At 69.4% G+C, this 18,420-nt stretch carries 17 protein-coding genes and 2 tRNA genes; 15 read left to right on the forward strand and 4 right to left on the reverse strand.

Annotated elements, in window-relative coordinates:
• Positions 1-15: 15 nt before the first annotated feature.
• Complete coding sequence (gene rpmH / locus BLW76_RS07230; RefSeq protein ID WP_037363527.1) at positions 16-159, reverse strand: 50S ribosomal protein L34; 144 nt, start codon at positions 157-159, stop codon at positions 16-18.
• 548 nt (positions 160-707) lie between these two features.
• On the opposite strand from rpmH, the gene dnaA reads away from it, so the two are divergent.
• The 9 genes from dnaA to BLW76_RS07275 all read left to right on the forward strand — a co-directional run bounded on the left by dnaA (position 708) and on the right by BLW76_RS07275 (position 12,745).
• Positions 708-2,369, forward strand: a complete 1,662-nt coding sequence (gene dnaA / locus BLW76_RS07235; protein ID WP_091305061.1) for a chromosomal replication initiator protein DnaA — start codon at positions 708-710, stop codon at positions 2,367-2,369.
• A gap of 856 nt (positions 2,370-3,225) precedes the next feature.
• A complete protein-coding gene (dnaN, locus tag BLW76_RS07240) occupies positions 3,226-4,359 on the forward strand; it encodes a DNA polymerase III subunit beta (RefSeq protein WP_072475326.1) in 1,134 nt (377 codons plus the stop codon).
• Positions 4,360-4,391: 32 nt separating this feature from the next.
• Positions 4,392-5,282 (forward strand): phosphogluconate dehydrogenase (NAD(+)-dependent, decarboxylating), encoded by an 891-nt coding sequence (gene gnd, locus BLW76_RS07245; RefSeq protein WP_091305062.1) that lies wholly within the window; start codon positions 4,392-4,394, stop codon positions 5,280-5,282.
• A gap of 10 nt (positions 5,283-5,292) precedes the next feature.
• Positions 5,293-6,447, forward strand: coding sequence for a DNA replication/repair protein RecF (gene recF, locus BLW76_RS07250; protein WP_091305063.1), 1,155 nt, complete (start codon positions 5,293-5,295; stop codon positions 6,445-6,447).
• Positions 6,448-6,655: 208 nt separating this feature from the next.
• Positions 6,656-7,159 carry a DciA family protein gene (locus BLW76_RS07255; protein ID WP_091305833.1) on the forward strand — a complete coding sequence of 168 codons (504 nt, stop codon included), beginning with the start codon at positions 6,656-6,658 and terminating at the stop codon, positions 7,157-7,159.
• A 197-nt stretch (positions 7,160-7,356) separates the two neighbouring features.
• Positions 7,357-9,324, forward strand: coding sequence for a DNA topoisomerase (ATP-hydrolyzing) subunit B (gyrB, locus tag BLW76_RS07260; RefSeq protein ID WP_091305064.1), 1,968 nt, complete (start codon positions 7,357-7,359; stop codon positions 9,322-9,324).
• Positions 9,325-9,375: 51 nt separating this feature from the next.
• On the forward strand, positions 9,376-11,922 hold the full coding sequence (gyrA, locus tag BLW76_RS07265; protein WP_091305065.1) for a DNA gyrase subunit A: 2,547 nt from the start codon (positions 9,376-9,378) through the stop codon (positions 11,920-11,922).
• 49 nt (positions 11,923-11,971) lie between these two features.
• The gene (locus BLW76_RS07270; protein WP_091305066.1) at positions 11,972-12,622 is read left to right on the forward strand and encodes a DUF3566 domain-containing protein; all 651 of its coding nucleotides are present in this window, start codon (positions 11,972-11,974) and stop codon (positions 12,620-12,622) included.
• A 49-nt stretch (positions 12,623-12,671) separates the two neighbouring features.
• A tRNA-Ile gene (locus BLW76_RS07275) sits at positions 12,672-12,745 on the forward strand.
• 56 nt (positions 12,746-12,801) lie between these two features.
• Here BLW76_RS07275 and BLW76_RS07280 read toward each other — a convergent pair.
• The gene (locus BLW76_RS07280) at positions 12,802-13,389 is read right to left on the reverse strand and encodes a DinB family protein (RefSeq protein WP_091305067.1); all 588 of its coding nucleotides are present in this window, start codon (positions 13,387-13,389) and stop codon (positions 12,802-12,804) included.
• A gap of 90 nt (positions 13,390-13,479) precedes the next feature.
• On the opposite strand from BLW76_RS07280, the gene BLW76_RS07285 reads away from it, so the two are divergent.
• Entirely contained in the window at positions 13,480-14,454 is a 975-nt protein-coding gene (locus BLW76_RS07285) for a helix-turn-helix domain-containing protein (protein WP_091305068.1), read from the forward strand.
• Here BLW76_RS07285 and BLW76_RS07290 read toward each other — a convergent pair.
• Positions 14,397-14,741, reverse strand: a complete 345-nt coding sequence (locus BLW76_RS07290; protein WP_091305069.1) for an ArsR/SmtB family transcription factor — start codon at positions 14,739-14,741, stop codon at positions 14,397-14,399. The genes BLW76_RS07285 and BLW76_RS07290 overlap by 58 nt on opposite strands.
• 83 nt (positions 14,742-14,824) lie before the next feature.
• On the opposite strand from BLW76_RS07290, the gene BLW76_RS07295 reads away from it, so the two are divergent.
• Entirely contained in the window at positions 14,825-15,304 is a 480-nt protein-coding gene (locus tag BLW76_RS07295) for an ArsI/CadI family heavy metal resistance metalloenzyme (protein WP_091305070.1), read from the forward strand.
• A gap of 99 nt (positions 15,305-15,403) precedes the next feature.
• A complete protein-coding gene (locus BLW76_RS07300) occupies positions 15,404-15,985 on the forward strand; it encodes a VOC family protein (RefSeq protein ID WP_091305071.1) in 582 nt (193 codons plus the stop codon).
• Here the strand turns inward: BLW76_RS07300 and BLW76_RS07305 are convergent.
• Positions 15,969-16,901: an alpha/beta hydrolase gene (locus BLW76_RS07305; RefSeq protein ID WP_244170076.1), complete on the reverse strand. Its 933-nt coding sequence runs from the start codon at positions 16,899-16,901 to the stop codon at positions 15,969-15,971. The genes BLW76_RS07300 and BLW76_RS07305 overlap by 17 nt on opposite strands.
• Before the next feature lie 102 nt (positions 16,902-17,003).
• Here BLW76_RS07305 and BLW76_RS07310 point away from each other — a divergent pair, with 102 nt between their 5' ends.
• The 3 genes from BLW76_RS07310 to BLW76_RS07320 all read left to right on the forward strand — a co-directional run bounded on the left by BLW76_RS07310 (position 17,004) and on the right by BLW76_RS07320 (position 18,338).
• A complete protein-coding gene (locus BLW76_RS07310) occupies positions 17,004-17,969 on the forward strand; it encodes a helix-turn-helix domain-containing protein (protein ID WP_244170077.1) in 966 nt (321 codons plus the stop codon).
• Between the two features lie 96 nt (positions 17,970-18,065).
• Positions 18,066-18,233: a DLW-39 family protein gene (locus BLW76_RS07315; RefSeq protein WP_003100602.1), complete on the forward strand. Its 168-nt coding sequence runs from the start codon at positions 18,066-18,068 to the stop codon at positions 18,231-18,233.
• Between the two features lie 32 nt (positions 18,234-18,265).
• Positions 18,266-18,338, forward strand: a tRNA-Ala gene (locus BLW76_RS07320).
• Positions 18,339-18,420: the final 82 nt, after the last annotated feature.

Raw genomic sequence — 18,420 nt, forward strand, 5'->3', positions numbered from 1 at the left:
CTCGATCGGGTGCGATCAGGCGGACAGCTCAGCGCGGCCCTTGCGACGGCGGGCCGCCAGGATGGCCCGGCCGGCGCGGGTCCGCATGCGCAGGCGGAACCCGTGGGTCTTCGCGCGGCGGCGGTTGTTCGGCTGGAAGGTGCGCTTACCCTTGCTCACTGCTTCTCCTGTGTGTCGCGTCCGACGCGGGAATTCCTCCCCGTCGCCTGGCGTGTCGTGCGGGCGCACGGCAGTCTCTGGTGTCTCCTACCAACGTGTGGCCTCGTCACGACGAGCAACGACAACGTGGGCACGCGAAACGCACCCGTCGCATACGGGAGACCTTACGAGGGTACGCACCCCGCTCGGGCGGCTCGTAGGCACCCCCTCGGCCACGGTCCGCGACCGGCGCGCGCGGCCGTGGCGGTCGACGCCGGGACACCGAATGGCCACGTCCTGTACACCGTGAAATGCTGGCCGCCGAGGATGCCTTGTGGCGGCGGACGGGGCTTGTTAGCGTGCCTCTTCCGGGTCACCGGTCGCGGTGCCCAGTCTCCGAGTGGTGGAGTGCCCACCGGCGTACGACGAGCCCGCAGGTGGCGGCGCCGCGGGTCGCCGTACATTAGTGCACAGCTGTGGACAACTATGTGGATATCCGCTGTGCCGACGCGCACGCAGGTCGCCGGGGTTCGGCCGTCCACGCCGACGAGGGGAGGGGAGCCAGACAGGTGTCGGATCACCAGCACAATCTGGGTGTCATCTGGGAACAGGTGGTACGCGAACTGTCCGACGGGACCCTGTCCCCGCAGCAGCGCGCCTGGATGCGCGTGACCCGGCCCATCGGCCTCCTCGACGGCACGGCCCTCCTCGCGGCGCCCAGCGACTTCGCCAAGGAAGCGATCGAACGCGGGCTGCGCGGCGCGATCACCGACGCGCTCTCGCGGCGGCTCGGCCGCGCCATCTCCCTCGCGGTGAAGGTCGACAGCGCCGAAGCCGTCGCCCCGTCGCCCGCGCCGCGCTACGCGCCGTCACCCGGTCGAGTGGAAAACGGCGCCAGCCCCGAACCCGGCCCGCCGATGCCGGGCAACGGCGCGCCGATGATGCCGCCGCCGCGCCCCGCCGAACCGGCCCAGCCGATGCCGGCCCAGATGCCGACACAGCTGCCTCCCCAAATGCCGCCGCCGATGCCGGCGCACCAGGCCGTCGCGCCGAAGCCGGACGACGGCGACGACACCGACGAGGAAGTCGACGAAGAGGGCGAGGCGCTCGCCGCGGTCCACGAGATCTGGCCGACGTTCTCCGGCCAGCCGATCGCCGGCCAGCCGTACACCGCGCCGGCGCAGCCGCAGACGTCGAAGACGAAGCTGAACGAGAAGTACACCTTCGACACGTTCGTCATCGGCGCGTCCAACCGCTTCGCGCACGCGGCCGCGGTCGCCGTCGCCGAAGCGCCCGCCCGCGCGTACAACCCGCTCTTCATCTGGGGCGAGTCCGGGCTCGGCAAGACGCACCTGCTGCACGCGGTCGGCCACTACGCGCAACGGCTCTTCCCGGGCATGCGCGTCCGGTACGTCTCGACCGAAGAGTTCACGAACGACTTCATCAACTCGCTGCGCGACGACCGCAAGGTCGCCTTCCAGCGGCGCTACCGCGACATCGACATCCTGCTCGTCGACGACATCCAGTTCCTGGAGGGCAAGGAAGGCACGCAGGAAGAGTTCTTCCACACCTTCAACACCCTCCACAACGCGAACAAGCAGATCGTCGTCAGCTCCGACCGCCCGCCGAAGCGCCTCGAAACGCTGGAGGACAGGCTGCGGACGCGGTTCGAGTGGGGCCTCATCACCGACATCCAGCCGCCCGAGCTCGAGACGCGCATCGCGATCCTCCGCAAGAAGGCGGCGCAGGACAGGCTGGCGGTGCCGGGCGAGGTCCTCGAGTTCATCGCGTCGCGCGTCGAGGCGAACATCCGCGAACTGGAAGGCGCGCTCATCCGCGTCACCGCGTTCGCGTCGCTGAACCAGCAGCCGGTCGACAGCGCGCTCGCCGAGATCGTGCTGCGCGACCTGATCCCCGACTCGCACGCGCCGGAGATCACCGCCCCGACCATCATGGGCGTCACGTCCGAGTTCTTCGACGTCACGCTCGACGACCTGTGCGGCCCCGGCAAGACGAAGGCGCTCGCCACGGCCCGCCAGATCGCGATGTACCTCTGCCGCGAGCTCACCGACATGTCGCTGCCGAAGATCGGGCAGACGTTCGGCGGCCGCGACCACACGACCGTCATGCACGCGGACAAGAAGATCCGCAAGGAGATGGCCGAGCGCCGGCGCATCTACGACCAGGTGCAGGAGCTGACGTCGCGCATCAAGCAGCGCGCCCGCCAGTAGCACATCCCTTACCTCCCAACGACTTCGGGGCGTCCGCTCAATGTGGACGCCCCTTTCTCATGGGCACAGTCGTCTGTGGACCCCTGAAGCACGTGTACGCGCGCGAAGCAGCGAAGGCGCGTACGCGTGCTTCGCCAAACTCGCGAAAATTGTTTGTACACAAGGGGTTTTCCCCACCGTGTGGGCGGATTGCCCACAGTGCCAACGGATCTCCCACCAGCGCAGACACGAATTCCCTCCACACCCCGCCCACAGGCGATCCACAGCGCATCCACACCCTTGTCCACGCTGATTCCACAGGTTGCCCACATGCTGTGCACAGGAGGAGCCGATCACTCGGAAGAGGGGTTCGGACCCCGTCCGGCACCCCCAGACCCTGGGTACAAATCGCCCCACACCTGGGGACAACCGTGGGGACAACTGGGGACAACTGTGGATGGATCCGGGGACAGCCGAAACCATCCACGGACCGCCCGAACTACCCACAGGTCTGCCACCACGGTTCTCCACACGCCGCCGCGCCGTCCGACCTGCGCGAACGAGCTCGATCCACACAATCCACAGCACCTACTACTGCTACTGCCTTTAGATCTCTTCTAAGAGAGAAAAAGATAAAAACAGGCGGCGGACGAATCTGGGGACAGCCGCGAGATCGAGTCGTCATGTCGACAAAGTCAAGGGGAGGCCGAGGTGACGGCGGCGCCCGCGACGGCCTAACGTGGACGCCTGCACCTGGTCCGCGCTCCGGCCGCTCACGCGGAGGGCGGACCGGCCGGAGGGGGCAGCCGGTCACTGTCCTGCGAGAAGAGGCCTGGCCCGAGCCCGCACGGGGCTCGATCGTCGAAAGGATGCGCGCATGAAGATCCGCGTCGAGCGTGACGGGCTCGCCGACGCCGTCGCGTGGGTGGCCAGAAGCCTCCCCTCCCGGCCGCCGGTGCCGGTGCTGGGCGGAGTCCTGCTCGACGCCGGTTCGGACGGCGACACCGACGCGCTGACGGTCTCCGGCTTCGACTACGAGGTCTCGGCCACGGTCGGGGTCCCGGCGACGATCGCCGACGGCGGCCGCCTCCTCGTGTCCGGGCGCCTGCTCGCCGACATCACCAAGGCGCTGCCCGCGCAGCCGGTCGAGATCTCCGTCGACGGCGCCCGCGCCACCATCACGTGCGGCAGCGCGCGGTTCTCCCTGCCGACCATGCCGGTCGAGGACTACCCGCAGCTGCCGTCCCAGCCCGCCTTCGCAGGCGAGCTCGCCGGCGACGCGTTCGGCCAGGCCGTCACCCAGGTCGTCGTCGCCGCGGGCAAGGACGACACGCTCCCGATGCTCACCGGCATGCGGCTCGAGATCTCCGGCAGCTCGCTGACCCTGGTCGCGACCGACCGCTTCCGGCTCGCCATGCGCGAGTTCACCTGGCAGCCGGCCGAGGGCCTCGCCGACGCCGCGGTGCTCGTCCCGGCGCGCACCCTCGCCGAGGCGGCCAAGACGCTCGGCGCGAGTGGTGCCACGATCCGCCTCGCCCTCGCCAGCGGCGAAGGCCTGCTCGGCCTGTCCGGTTCCGGGCGCTACACGACGACCCGCCTGCTCGACGCGGAGTTCCCGCCGTACCGGCAGCTGCTGCCCGCGTCGCACACCTCGCGCGCGGTCATCGACGTGTCGGCTCTCACCGAGTCCATCAAGCGCGTTTCGCTGGTGGCGGAGCGGGGGACTCAGGTACGACTGGAGTTCGGGGACAACACGCTGCGGTTGTCCGCGGGCGGCGACGACGAGGGCAGCGCCGAAGAGGAGCTGCAGGTCGAGTACGAAGGTGAGCCGGTGACGATCGCGTTCAACCCGGGTTACCTCGTCGACGGCCTCGGCGCGCTCCACAGCGACCGGGCGGAGCTGACGTTCACCACGCCGAACCGCCCCGCGCTCATCAAGCCCGCCGACGCCGAGGGCAACGTCGTCCCCGGCTACCTGTACCTCCTGATGCCGGTCCGCCTGCCGGGCTGACCCGCATTTTCTTCAGCACGTAAGGGGATCTCATGGTTCAGCTCGGTCTGATCGGCCTGGGCAAGATGGGCTTCAACATGCGTGAGCGGCTGCGTGCGGCCGGTCACGAGGTGGTCGGCTACGACCGCAACCCGGACGTCAGCGACACGACCTCGCTCGAGGACCTGGTGTCCAAACTGGACGGCCCGCGGATCGTCTGGATCATGGTGCCCGCCGGCGAGCCGACCCGGGCGACCGTCACCGAGCTGGGCAACCTGCTCTCCGCCGGCGACATGGTGATCGACGGTGGCAACTCGAAGTACACCGACGACAAGCTGAACGCCGACCTGCTCGCGGCGAAGAGCATCGGCTACCTCGACTGCGGCGTGTCCGGTGGCGTGTGGGGCAAGGAGAACGGCTACGGCCTGATGGTCGGCGGCGCCGCCGCCGACGTCGAGAAGGCGATGCCGATCTTCGACGCGCTGCGCCCGGACGGCCCGCGTGAAGAAGGCTTCTCGCACGCCGGCGACGTCGGCGCGGGCCACTACGCGAAGATGATCCACAACGGCATCGAGTACGGCATGATGCAGGCCTTCGCGGAGGGCTTCGAGCTGCTCGAGGCCGCGAAGGTCGTCAAGGACGTGCCCGCGGTGATCAAGGGCTGGCAGCGCGGCACCGTCGTCCGGTCGTGGCTGCTCGACCTGCTCGTGCGCGCGCTCGACGAGGACCCGGAGCTGGACGACCTCGAGGGCTACGTCGAGGATTCGGGCGAGGGCCGCTGGACGCTGGAAGAGGCGATCAACAACGCGGTGCCGGCGCCGGTCATCTCGGCGGCGCTGTTCGCGCGGTTCGCTTCGCGGCAGGAGCACTCGGCCGCGATGCGCGCGGTCGCCGCGCTGCGCAACCAGTTCGGCGGGCACGCCGTGAAGAAGGCCGGCGGATAAGGAGCAGCTGGTGTATCTGCGACACCTGCAGGTCACCGACTTCCGCTCCTGGCCGCAGGCCGATCTCGCGCTCGAACCGGGGCCGGCCGTGCTGGTCGGCCAGAACGGCCGCGGCAAGACCAACTTGCTGGAGGCGATCGGGTACGTCGCGACGCTGGGTTCGCACCGAGTCGCGACGGACGCGCCGCTGATCCGGCACGGCTGCGAGCGTGCGCTGGTGCGGGTCGCGGTGGTCAACGACGACCGCGAGCTGACCGTCGAGCTGGAGATCACCGCGGGCCGGGCGAACCGCGCCCGGGTCAACCGCGGTGCGGTCGGCCGTCCGCGTGACGTGCTCGGGATCCTGCGCACGGTGCTGTTCTCCCCGGAGGACCTCGCGCTCGTGCGGGGCGACCCCGGCGAGCGAAGACGGTTCCTCGACGAGCTCCTGGTGCTGCGCGCGCCGCGGTACGCCGGGGTTCGGGCGGACTACGAGAAGGTGCTGAAGCAGCGGAACGCCCTGCTCAAGACGGCCGGGAAACGGCGTACGGGCCGCGAAGACCCGTACGCGCTGTCGACGCTCGAGGTCTGGGACGACCACCTGGCAGTGGCCGGCGCGGAGCTGCTGGCCGCGCGCCTGAACCTCGTCGCCGACCTCGCGCCGTACGCGGCCGCGGCGTACATGGGGGTCGCGCCGGACTCGCGGCCGGCGAAGATCGCCTACCGGTCGTCGCTGGGCGCGGCCCTGCCGGAGACGTACGGCGTACCGGATGGCGAACGGGCGCAACCCGAGGTCCTCAAGGACGTCCTGCTGAAGGCGCTGGGTGAAGCCCGCAAGGCGGAGCTCGAGCGCGGCATCAGCCTGGTCGGCCCGCACCGGGACGAGCTGGAGCTGATCCTGGGCCAGGCGCCGGCCAAGGGGTACGCGAGCCACGGCGAGTCGTGGTCGTTCGCCCTCGCGCTCCGGCTCGGCAGCTACGAGCTGCTGCGGGCGGAGGCGGGCGAGCCGGTGCTGCTGCTCGACGACGTGTTCGCCGAGCTGGACCGCAAGCGCCGGGCCCGGCTGGCCGAGGTGGCCGCGAGCGCCGAACAGGTGCTGGTGACCGCCGCGGTCGACGAAGACGTGCCCGGCGAGCTGGCCGGGCACCGGTTCGTGGTGGCGGACGGTGAGATCACGCGTGGCTGAGCAAGGCGACCGGGCACCCCGTGTGACGGGCAGCACAAACCGCACCCGATCTGGGGACAAACCTGTGGACAGTGTGGATAACACGGTGAATGAGTTATCGCTGCCTGTGACCTTGCGGCCGGATGGGTGGCACAAAGCGCCCAAAAACGGCGCCAAGCCTCCGGCGGACACCGAACGTGATGGCGACGCTGGGCCGAACGAGGCTCCGCTGACCGGGCGCGACCTGGCGCACGCCGCCCTCGAGGCCGCGAAGGCCAAGGCGAAGGAGCGGGGCGTGCCGCCCGGGCGCCGTCGTACCGCGGTCGGCGGGGGGCAGAACCCCCGGCGTCGCCGCTGGTCGGGGCCGGGTGCGGACCCGCGCGACCCGCAGCCGCTCGGCCGCCTCGTCTCGCGGCTGGTCAGCGACCGCGGGTGGAACGAGAGCGTCACGAGCGCCCGCGTCTTCGCGCAGTGGGCGCGGCTGGTCGGCGAAGACGTCGCCGAGCACGCGCAGCCGGTCGCGCTGAAGGACGGCGAGCTCACCGTCCGCGCCAGCTCCACGGCGTGGGCGACCCAGCTGCGGTTGCTGCAGGGAAAGCTGCTGGCCAAGATCGCGGCGGGGGTCGGCAACGGCGTCGTCAAGCGGATGCGGATCCAGGGCCCGACCGCCCCGAGCTGGCGGAAAGGACCCCGGCACGTGCCGGGCCGCGGCCCGCGTGACACGTACGGCTGACCCGGGTTGCGCGATGCTCGGTTGAATGCCCCGAGAACGCATCCAGACCTCCCGAGATACGTCAAGAGTCGGCTCGAACCGATTTCGTTCGTCTGTGACGCGTTCAGGGGTGTCCTTGCCGCATGTCAGCGGACGCGGCCAAGTACACTGGGAGGGAGCGAGCGTCCGCTCGGGCGAGACGAGGAGAAACAACGCCGGTGACCGAGAACAAGAGCGAGTACAACGCGTCGTCGATCACGGTGCTCGAAGGCCTCGAAGCGGTCCGCAAGCGCCCCGGCATGTACATCGGTTCCACCGGTGAACGCGGGCTGCACCACCTCGTCCAGGAGGTCGTCGACAACTCCGTCGACGAGGCGATGGCGGGGTACGCCACCAAGGTCGAGGTTACCCTGCTCGCCGACGGTGGGGTGCGCGTCGTCGACGACGGCCGTGGCATCCCGGTCGACATGCACCCCAAGGAGAACAAGCCGACCATCGAGGTCGTGCTCACCCAGCTGCACGCGGGCGGCAAGTTCGACAGCGACTCCTACGCGGTGTCCGGCGGCCTGCACGGCGTCGGCATCTCCGTGGTGAACGCGCTCTCGACGAAGCTGCTGGCCGAGGTCAAGTACGGCGGCCGCAGCTGGCGCCAGGAGTACACGAACCAGGTGCCCGGCCCGCTCGAGGACCTCGGCCCGGCGACCGAGACCGGCACGACGATGACGTTCTGGGCCGACGGCGACATCTTCGAGACCACGACGTACAACTTCGAGACCATCTCGCGCCGGCTCCAGGAGATGGCGTTCCTCAACAAGGGGCTGACGCTGTCCCTGCGCGACGAGCGCGTCGCCGACGAGGAGACCGAGGAGGACGCGGAGGGCAAGGTCGCCCGCGTCAAGGAGAAGGTCTACTGCTACCCGGGCGGGCTCGAGGACTTCGTCAAGCACATCAACGGCAGCAAGGACCCGATCCACCCCAGCGTGATCTCCTTCGACGCCAAGGGCACCGGCCTCGAGGTCGAGGTCGCGATGCAGTGGAACACCGGGTTCACGCCGTCGGTGTACACGTTCGCCAACACGATCAACACCCACGAGGGCGGCACCCACGAAGAGGGCTTCCGCGCCGCGCTGACCCGCGTCGTCAACGCGTACGCGCGCGACAAGAAGCTGCTCAAGGAGAAGGACGCCAACCTGACCGGTGACGACGTGCGCGAGGGGCTCGCCGCGATCGTCTCGATCAAGCTGGGCGAGCCGCAGTTCGAGGGCCAGACCAAGACCAAGCTGGGCAACAGCGAGGCCAAGACGTTCGTGCAGCAGCAGTCGAACGAGTGGCTGGCCGACTGGTTCGAGCGCAACCCCACCGAGGCGAAGACGATCATCAACAAGTCGATCTCCTCGGCGCAGGCCCGGATGGCCGCGCGCAAGGCGCGTGACCTGGTCCGCCGCAAGGGCGCGCTGGAGATCGGCGGCCTGCCCGGCAAGCTCAAGGACTGCCGCTCGACCAACCCGGCGGAGTGCGAGCTCTACATCGTCGAGGGTGACTCGGCAGGCGGCTCGGCCAAGGAAGGCCGCGACTCGATGTACCAGGCGATCCTGCCGATCCGCGGCAAGATCATCAACGTCGAGAAGGCCCGCATCGACCGCGTCCTCAAGAACACCGAGGTCCAGTCGCTGATCACCGCGCTGGGCACCGGCATCCACGACGAGTTCGACATCGAGAAGCTGCGCTACCACAAGATCGTGCTGATGGCCGACGCCGACGTCGACGGCCAGCACATCACCACGCTGCTGCTCACCCTGCTGTTCCGGTTCATGACCCCGCTGATCGAGCACGGCCACGTCTTCCTGTCGCGGCCGCCGCTGTACAAGATCAAGTGGCCGCGGACGGAACCGGAGTACGCGTACTCCGACCGCGAGCGCGACGCCGTCATCAAGGCGGGTGTCGAAGCAGGCAAGAAGCTGCCGAAGGACGACGCGATCCAGCGCTACAAGGGTCTCGGCGAGATGAACGCCGAAGAGCTGTGGGAGACCACGATGGACCCGGCGAACCGCCTGCTGGGCCGGGTCACCATGGACGACGCCGCCCAGGCCGACGACCTGTTCTCGGTGCTGATGGGCGAGGACGTCGAGGCCCGCCGCTCGTTCATCACGCGCAACGCGAAAGACGTGCGCTTCCTGGACGTGTAGGCGTCCCCCGCTCTTGTCCCGCCTGGACCACCCGCACCCGAGAAGGACCTCATGACGGAAACCCTGCCGCCGGCTCCGGAGAACGACCGGATCGAACCGGTCGACATCCAGCAGGAGATGCAGCGCTCCTACATCGACTACGCGATGAGCGTGATCGTGTCGCGCGCGCTGCCGGACGTGCGCGACGGCCTCAAGCCGGTCGCCCGCCGCATCCTGTACTCGATGTTCGACTCCGGCTTCCGGCCGGAGCGCGGGTACAACAAGTGCTCCCGCGTCGTCGGCGACGTCATGGGCAACTACCACCCGCACGGCGACTCGGCGATCTACGACGCGCTGGTGCGGCTCGCCCAGCCGTGGTCGCTGCGCTACCCGCTGATCGACGGCCAGGGCAACTTCGGTTCGTCGGGCAACGACCCCGCGGCCGCCATGCGGTACACCGAGTCCCGGCTCGCGCCGCTGGCCATGCAGATGCTGGCCGACATCGAAGAAGACACCGTCGACTTCTCCGACAACTACGACGGCCGCACGCAGGAGCCCGACGTCCTGCCGTCGCGGTTCCCGAACCTGCTGGTCAACGGCGGTTCCGGGATCGCGGTCGGGATGGCGACCAACATCCCGCCGCACAACCTGCGCGAGGTCTCCGAGGGCGTCGTCTGGGCGCTGGAGAACCCCGACGCGACCGACGACGAGCTGCTGGCCGCGCTGCTGGTCCGGATCAAGGGCCCGGACTTCCCGACCAAGGCGATGATCCTCGGCACCTCCGGCATCGAGGACGCCTACCGCACCGGCCGCGGCTCGATCCGCATGCGCGCGGTCGTCGAGGTCGAAGAGGACGCGAAGGGCCGCACGATCCTGGTCGTGTCGGAGCTGCCGTACCAGGTCAACCCGGACAACCTGGTCGAGAACATCGCGAACCTGGTCCGCGACGGCAAGCTCACCGGAATCGCGGACATCGCCGACGAGTCCAACAGCCGCTCGGGCATGCGGATCGTCGTCACGATCAAGCGCGACGCGGTCGCGAAGGTCGTGCTGAACAACCTGTTCAAGCACACCCAGCTGCAGCAGAACTTCGGCGTCAACATGCTGGCGCTGGTCGACGGCGTGCCGCGCACGCTGCGGCTCGACCAGATCATCCGCCACTACGTGAAGCACCAGGTCGAGGTCATCGTCCGGCGGACCAGGTACCGCCTGAAGAAGGCCGAGGAGCGGGCCCACATCCTGCGTGGGTACGTCAAGGCACTCGACATGCTCGACGAGGTCATCGCCCTCATCCGGCGGTCGCCCTCGGCGGACGAGGCCCGGCCGGCCCTGATGGAGCTGCTGGACGTCGACGAGATCCAGGCCACCGCGATCCTCGACATGCAGCTGCGGCGCCTCGCCGCACTGGAGCGCCAGCGGATCATCGACCAGCTGGCCGAGATCGAACTCGAGATCGCCGACCTCAAGGACATCCTCGAGAAGCCGGAGCGGCAGCGCGCGCTGATCCGCGACGAGCTGATGGCGATCGTCGAGAAGTACGGCGACGACCGGCGCACGAAGATCATCGGCTTCAGCGGCGACGTCACCGACGAAGAGCTCATCGCGGTCGAGGACGTCGTCGTCACCATCACCCGCACGGGGTACGCCAAGCGGACGAAAACGGACCTGTACCGCTCGCAGAAGCGCGGCGGCAAGGGCGTGCAGGGCGCGACGCTGAAGCAGGACGACATCGTCCAGCACTTCTTCGTCTGCTCGACGCACGACTGGATCCTGTTCTTCACGAACAAGGGCCGCGTCTACCGGACCAAGGCGTACGAGCTGCCCGAGGCCAACCGCAACGCGCGCGGCCAGCACGTGGCGAACCTGATGGCGTTCCAGCCGGACGAGCAGATCGCCCAGGTCATCGAGATCAAGAACTACGAGGTCGCGCCGTACCTGGTGCTCGCCACCAAGCGCGGCCTGGTGAAGAAGACCAAGCTCACCGACTTCGACTCCAACCGCTCCGGCGGCCTCATCGCCATCAACCTGCGCGAAGGTGACGAGCTGGTCGGCGCGGTGCTGGCCGGCGCCGAGGACGACCTGCTGCTGGTGTCGGCCGAGGGCCAGTCCATCCGCTTCCACGCCACGGACGAGGCGCTGCGGCCGATGGGCCGCCCGACGTCCGGCGTCATGGGCATGCGCTTCAACGACGGCGACGAGCTGCTCGGCATCAGCGTCGTCAAGGAGGGCAAGTTCCTGCTGGTCGCCACGGACGGCGGCTACTCCAAGCGCACGCCGATCGAGGACTACCCGGTCCAGGGCCGCGGCGGCAAGGGCGTGCTCACCATTCAGCACGACCGCAAACGTGGCAGGCTGGTGGGTGCGCTCATCGTCGACGCCGAGGACGAGCTCTACGCGATCACCTCGAGCGGCGGCGTGATCCGCACGCCGGCGGGCGACGTCCGCAAGGCGGGACGGCAGACGAAGGGGGTCCGGCTGATGAATCTCGGCGAAGGCACCACTCTTCTCGCGGTCGCACGCAACGCGGACGAGCCCTCGGACGTCGCCAATGGTGACACCCCCGAGGACGCTCCGGCTCCCGAAGCACCTGAGACGGGTGAAGAAACGACGGCGCAGTAAGTTCGGCTACGGACAGCGCCCCCACGGCACGGGTAAGGACTGACTCTTCGTGACACCATCCGAGAATCCCGAGGCAGCGGGTTCGAACGGGACTCCGGCGAGCCCACCCTGGCAGCGGGTCGACAAGGAAGGCGACTCCGAAGCGACGGTCAAGCTGGCCACGGAGGAAGCGCAGCCCGCCGCCACCACCGCGACCGAGCGTCCGGTGGTGACGGGCAGCGCGGCCCCCCGCCTGTTCGGAGCGGGCGACACCCCGCCGGCGCCCACCAGCGAGGTCCCTTCGGCATCGACGCAGCGCGCTCGCCCGAGCGCCCTGCGCCGCCCGGGCCGCGGCCCGCGCCGGGCGTCCCTGCAGGTGAAGCGCTTCGACCCGTGGTCGGTCCTCAAGCTGTCCCTGGTCCTGGGCGTCGCGATGTTCTTCGTCTGGCTGGTGGCGGTCGGAGTCCTGTACACGGTGCTCGACGGAATGGGCGTCTGGGACAAGCTGAACGGAACGTACTCCTCCCTGGTCGGCGGCGAGGGCGCGAACGCGTCGGCAGAACCCCTGATCAGCGCGGGCCGGGTGTTCGGCATCGCGGCCATCCTGGGCGCGATCAACATCGTCCTGGTCTCGGCACTGGCCACGGTGAGCGCGTTCATCTACAACGTCTCGGCCGACCTGGCCGGAGGCCTGGAGGTCACCCTGTCCGAACGGGAGTGACCCGGTTGCAGGGCCCCTTCGGGGGTCCTGTAAAGTTCTCCTCGTTCAAGGGCCTATAGCTCAGGCGGTTAGAGCGCTTCGCTGATAACGAAGAGGTCCCAGGTTCAAGTCCTGGTAGGCCCACGCAAGTCAAGCCCGGTTCGCGTCTCGCGAGCCGGGCTTTTGCGTGACCTTGGTGACTACGTGGGTGGCTGTCGGTCGCCGGGAATGCGGGCTGCCTCGCGGGCCGCGGTCTCGACTCGATCGTGGAACTCGGACCACCTGTCGGGCAGGTTGCTCACCGTGGGGTGGTAGCCGGCGTGGCCGTCGATGAGCTCGCGGATGATGTCGGCGTGACCGGCGTGGCGGTTGGTCTCCGTGATCATGTGGACGAGCATCCAGTGCAACGTCACGTCACACATGCCTTCGGGGAAGTGGGGCACCTTGCCGGGTGAGTCGAGGTCGAGTGCCGCGATGGTGGCGTTCGCGTGCTCCCACGATCTTTTGTACTGCGCGATGATGTCCTCGCGCGTCTCCTCGGGGCGGGCTAGGAAATCCTCTGCTTGCGTGCGGTCGACCAGCCACTCTCCCGCGTGGGCCGGTCGGTCGAACACTTCGCCGAAGTAGCCGAACTCGTTGCCCGTCAGGTGTTTCACCAGTCCGAGGAGATTGGTTCCGGTCGGGGTGAGCGGGCGGCGCGCGTCGTACTCGGACAGGCCGTCGAGTTTCCACACCAGGACTTCGCGCACCTGCTGCAAGTACAGGTGCAAATAGGTTTTCGGATCCACGTTCCGACCCTAGGAATCCGGTGCCGCCGCGGTCTTGGACACGCGTGCCGTCTCGATCGACGATGCGTGCCAGCGTGGTTGGATGGCTCGATGGACTCGGTGCGCGGCTCGGTTCGGCTCGACACCGAACAGGCCGGCGTCGACGCCTTCCGCGACGGCTGGGAAGCGCAGATCGGCGACGGTTTCACGTTGCCCGCGTTCAACCACGAAGCCACCGCCGGAGCCGTTGTTCGTGGTCTTGCCTCCCGCGTCGGGGACTCAGTCGTCACAGACTTCGAAACCGCCACGCGGGTACGGGTCGATTCCGCGTTTCCCGACACTGGCGAACTGCGGCTCTACGTGGTGCATCGCGGCGCCTACATCCTCAAGCGTGAACGCGACTCGATAGCTGTCGACGCCGGCCAATTCCTGCTGGGCCGCTCGACCGGGGTCACCGGCTACGAAGTCGCCGCGGGCACCTCCGCCCAGGTGATCGGGCTGCCCGCCGAGGCGCTGGGCCTGTTCGCCGACGGCACGCAGGCGACCGGCCCGGCCGCCGCCGCGGAGGTTCGTCTGCTGCTGGCACACACGCGTGTCGTCCACGCGACGCTCGGCGACCTCAGCGATGGCGGCGTCCAAGCCGGCCGCAACGCACTGGTGGAGCTGGTCCGCGGGGTTCTGCACGGGTATGTCGACGGCACCGAACCCGGCCTCGCTGGCCCGCTGGTCCACGCGGCAGGCAACCTCGCCGATCAACTGCTCACCGATCCGGACCTGACACCGGCGCTGCTGGCGCGCCACCTCAAGGTCTCGCTGCGAACGTTGCACCGGGCCTTCGCGTCAACCGGCGAGCCCGTCGCGGCGTACATCCGCCGACGTCGCCTCGAGCAGGCGCGCCGCGCGCTCCTCGCGCCGTCCCGCCCCACGGTTTCGGAGGTCGCGGCGCACTGGCAGTTCGCCGACAGCAGCCACTTCATCCGGATGTTTCGTCGCCAGTACGGCCGGACGCCGGCCCAGTACGCCCGCGATCACCAGGTGTCGCCCGGGACCAGCACCGCCGACAGGCGGGCCAGCACCTCGGGGTGAACGCGGTAGTAGACCCAGGTCCCACGCCGCTCGCCGGTGATCAGGCCGGATTCGCGCAGCACCTTGAGGTGGTGGGAGATGGTCGGGCCGGTCAGGTCGAACGCGTCGGTCAGGTCGCACACGCACGCCTCGCCGCCGCCGTGGGACGCGATCAGTGACAGCAACCGCAGGCGCACCGGGTCGGCCATCGCCTTGAACAGCTTCGACAGCTCGATGGCCTGGTCCTCGTTCAACGGCTCGCGGGTGAGCGGGGAGCAGCAGGTGGCGATCGGCAGCTGGTGAGCCATACCTCTATCTTGACAGTCTTCTAAGTAGAGAGCAATCTAAGTCTCGTCGCTGATTAGACAAACGTCTATCCAAGGAGGATGAGATGTCACGGGTGCAGCTGGCGTTGCGGGTCGGGGATCTCGAAGGCTCGATCGACTTCTACTCGAAGCTGTTCGGCACGGAACCGGCCAAGCTCCGCCCCGGGTACGCGAACTTCGCCATCGCCGAACCGGCGCTCAAGCTCGTGCTCCTGGAAGGCGAGCCGGGGCAGGCGACGGTGATGGACCACCTCGGCGTCGAGGTCGAGTCGACCGACCAGGTCAGCGAGGCGAGCAAGCGCCTCACCGGCGAAGGGCTCGAGACGCTGACCGAGGACAACACCACCTGCTGCTACGCGGTCCAGGACAAGGTGTGGGTGCACGGCCCCGGCCAGGAGCCGTGGGAGGTCTACACCGTCAAGGCCGACTCCTCGACCTTCGGCGCCGACAGCGCGGCACTCGCCACCCCGGCCGACTGTTGCACGCCCGACGCGGAAACCGGCCAGGTCGACAAGGCCGCTCAGCCCGAGGGCTGCTGTTCCTGACCACGGCGGAGCGGGTGGCCGGCCGGCCGCCCGCTCCTGCCGTTCGCACGAGCAAATAGCTCCGTGTCGTTTCGGCCGGTTCGGGCTTAGCTTCAGGCAATGGCGAACGAGCTGACCATTCCGCTGCTGCCCTGTCCTTCGATCGACGAGATCGCGTCGTTCTACGAAATGCTCGGCTTCGAGATCACCTATCGGCAGACGCGGCCGAACCCGCACGTCGCCGTGCGGCGGGAAGACATCAACCTGCACTTCTTCGGGATGGACGGCTACGACCCGGCGCAGTCGTACAGCACGTGCCTGGTCATCGTGGAGGACACCGGCGAGCTGTTCGAGGCCTTCGCCGCCGGAATGCGGTCCGTGCACGGGAAACTGCTCGTCTCCGGCATCCCGCGGATGACCCGGCCGCGGCTGCGCAACGACCGGTACACCGGGTTCACCGTCGTCGATCCGGGCGGCAACTGGATCCGGATCAACAAGGCCACCCAGGACCCCGAGGCGCGGACCAAGCTCGCCAAAGCCATGGAAAACGCCGCGCGGCAGGCGGATGCGCGCGGCGACGTGCGTCAGGCGCTGAAGATCCTGGAAGGCGCGTTGACGCGGGCGGCCGGCGACGAACCGGAGTTCCCGGCGGCGCGGGAGTACCGCGACGAGCTCGTCGAACGCCTCACTTCGCCAAGCTGACCGCGAAGTACTCGCTGAGCTTCTCGACCGCCGGGTCGATGTACTCGCGCTTGTCGTAGAGGTCGACGTGGCCGGCGCCCTTGATCCAGTGGACCTCGGCAGGCCCGGTCGCACGCCGGTGGGCTTCCAAGCCCATCCAGGCCGTGACCGCGTGCTCGCCGAGGACCTGCAGGATCGGGCGCGGCCCGATCAACGGCACCGCGTGGAACACGTCGCCGGCCGCCATCCGGTCGACGCTCTCCCACGCGAGGAACTTCGCCGAACGCTCGTGGCGGCCGCGCGGGCCGCAGTAGTACTCCCAGCCCTCGAGGCCGTGCTGACCGCCCAGGGCGGCGGCTTCCGCGGCGGTGTCCGGGAACATCGTCAGGACGCCGGGGTCTTCGCCGCGGGCGGCCGCCGTGCGGGCCTGCGCGGCCGCCGCCAAAAGACCCTGGAAGACCGCCGGGTCCTGGGTGCCGTCGGCGCCGTAGCGGAACTGGCGGGCCGGCTCCGCGGTGCAGACCGTGGCCACGGCCTTGACGCGGTGGTCGCCGGCGGTGGCGGCGAGGGAGTAGCCGCCCGAGGCGCACACGCCCAGGAGGCCGATCCGGTCGGCGTCGACCTCCGGGCGGGTCGTCAGGTACGAGACCGCGGCCTTGAAGTCCTCCACCCGCTGGGCCGGGTCCTCCAGACCGCGGGGCAGGCCGCCGGATTCGCCCTGGTAGGCGGCGTCGAAAGCCAACGTCACGAACCCGCGCGAAGCCATCAGCTGCGCGTACGTGCCCGACGTCTGCTCCTTCACCCCCGTGCCGGGGTGCCCGACGACCAGCGCCGGGAGCGGGCCGGCCGGCTCGGCGGGGAGGTAGAGGTGCGCGGCGATCTCGATGCCCGCGCTGTCGAAAGTGACGGTGGTCCTGGTCATGGGGTTCTCGGTCATGCCTCCACCATTGCCGTGGCCGGCCGGGGGCAGAAGGGAAAGTCCTTGCCTGGGAAAGATCCTGCCCCCGCACGGCCGCGGCGGAAACCGCACACTGGAGCCATGAACTCCGCGACCCCGTCCCACCTCGGCGCGTTCCTGAAGGCGCGCCGGGCGCAGCTGGCTCCGGGAGACTGCGGTCTGCCCGGCACGGACTCGGCGCGCCGGGTCGCCGGGCTGCGCCGGGAGGAGGTCGCCCAGCTCGCCGCGATCAGCGTCGACTACTACACGCGCCTCGAACAGGGCCGCGTCCGGGCTTCCGCGTCCGTGCTCGCCACCCTCGTCCGGGCCCTGCGCCTCGACGACGACCAGGAGCGCTACCTCTACGAGCTCGCCGGCCGCGGTGACGACCGGCCGCGGCGGCGCCGCGCGCCCCAGCGGGTGCGGCCCGCCATGCGCCGCCTGCTCGGCCAGCTCACCCACACGCCCGCCCTGGTCCTCGGCAAGCACCTCGACGTCCTGGACTGGAACCCGGCGGCGGTCGCGCTCTACGTCGACTTCGCGACGCTCGCGCGCCGCAACTACGTGCACCTGCTGTTCACGCACCCCGTTTTCCGCGAGCTGCACCGGAACTGGCAGCACGACGCCCGGGAAGCCGTCGCCGCGCTGCGGATGGAGGCCGACCCCGAAGATCCGGAACTGGCCCGGCTCGTCGGGGAACTGTCGGTGCGGGACGCGGACTTCCGCACCTGGTGGGCCGAACACCGCGTCAGCAACGCCGGCTACGGCACGAAGCACTACCGGCACCACCTCGTGGGCGACCTCACCCTCGACTGCGACACCTGGGCCAGCTCGGACGGCTCCGGCCAGCGCCTGATGGTGCTGACCGCCGAGGCCGGCAGCCCCGTCGCACGACGCCCTGCGGATCCTGACGTCGTGGAGCGCCGCCGGAAACGAGTCAGCCCTGCCGGGAAGAGAAGGCCGGCAGGGCTGAGCCGTCACGGCCGGGGCGTCCACCGGCCACTCGGTACAACGACCCGCCCGCGCCGGCTATTTCCCGCCGCGTGTGACGTCGCTTACCTGCGTTGATCGTGGTTCCACGTGGAACCACCGGCACCCGACACCGCCCGGCGCCGGTGCAGTAACATCACGGGGTAAGGGAAGCAAGCTGAGAAGGGGGCTTCGGTGAAGAAGCTGCTGGCACTCGCGGTCATCGCGGGCGGCGTCCTGTTCGTCGTCAAGCGCAACAAGGCGGCCAAGGCCGAAGCCGACCTCTGGCGCGAGGCGACCGCGCCGGTCCCCTCCACCAACGGCACCACCCCCGCCAAGCCGGCGGGCGCTTCCCACAACTGAGGTTTCCCGCGGGCGGCTCGCCGCCCGCGTCCGGGGCTGTAGCTCAATTGGTAGAGCACCGCCTTTGCAAGGCGGGGGTCAGGGGTTCGATTCCCCTCAGCTCCACACACCACCCCCTCGCTCGGGTTCCGAGCGAGGGGGTTTTGCTGTCAGCGGCCGTGTCAGGTCGGGGTCAGGTCGGTGTCAG

Source organism: Amycolatopsis tolypomycina (assembly GCF_900105945.1).
Taxonomy (GTDB): domain Bacteria; phylum Actinomycetota; class Actinomycetes; order Mycobacteriales; family Pseudonocardiaceae; genus Amycolatopsis; species Amycolatopsis tolypomycina.

Coding starts and splice junctions, on each gene's coding strand:
- BLW76_RS07290 (WP_091305069.1), bottom strand. CDS start 14,741: ATGGCTCACCAGCTGCCGATCGCCACCTGCTGCTCCCCGCTCACCCGC.
- BLW76_RS07305 (WP_244170076.1), bottom strand. CDS start 16,901: ATGACCGAGAACCCCATGACCAGGACCACCGTCACTTTCGACAGCGCG.
- BLW76_RS07310 (WP_244170077.1), top strand. CDS start 17,004: ATGAACTCCGCGACCCCGTCCCACCTCGGCGCGTTCCTGAAGGCGCGC.
- gyrA (WP_091305065.1), top strand. CDS start 9,376: ATGACGGAAACCCTGCCGCCGGCTCCGGAGAACGACCGGATCGAACCG.
- gnd (WP_091305062.1), top strand. CDS start 4,392: ATGGTTCAGCTCGGTCTGATCGGCCTGGGCAAGATGGGCTTCAACATG.
- dnaN (WP_072475326.1), top strand. CDS start 3,226: ATGAAGATCCGCGTCGAGCGTGACGGGCTCGCCGACGCCGTCGCGTGG.
- BLW76_RS07295 (WP_091305070.1), top strand. CDS start 14,825: ATGTCACGGGTGCAGCTGGCGTTGCGGGTCGGGGATCTCGAAGGCTCG.
- BLW76_RS07300 (WP_091305071.1), top strand. CDS start 15,404: ATGGCGAACGAGCTGACCATTCCGCTGCTGCCCTGTCCTTCGATCGAC.
- BLW76_RS07285 (WP_091305068.1), top strand. CDS start 13,480: ATGGACTCGGTGCGCGGCTCGGTTCGGCTCGACACCGAACAGGCCGGC.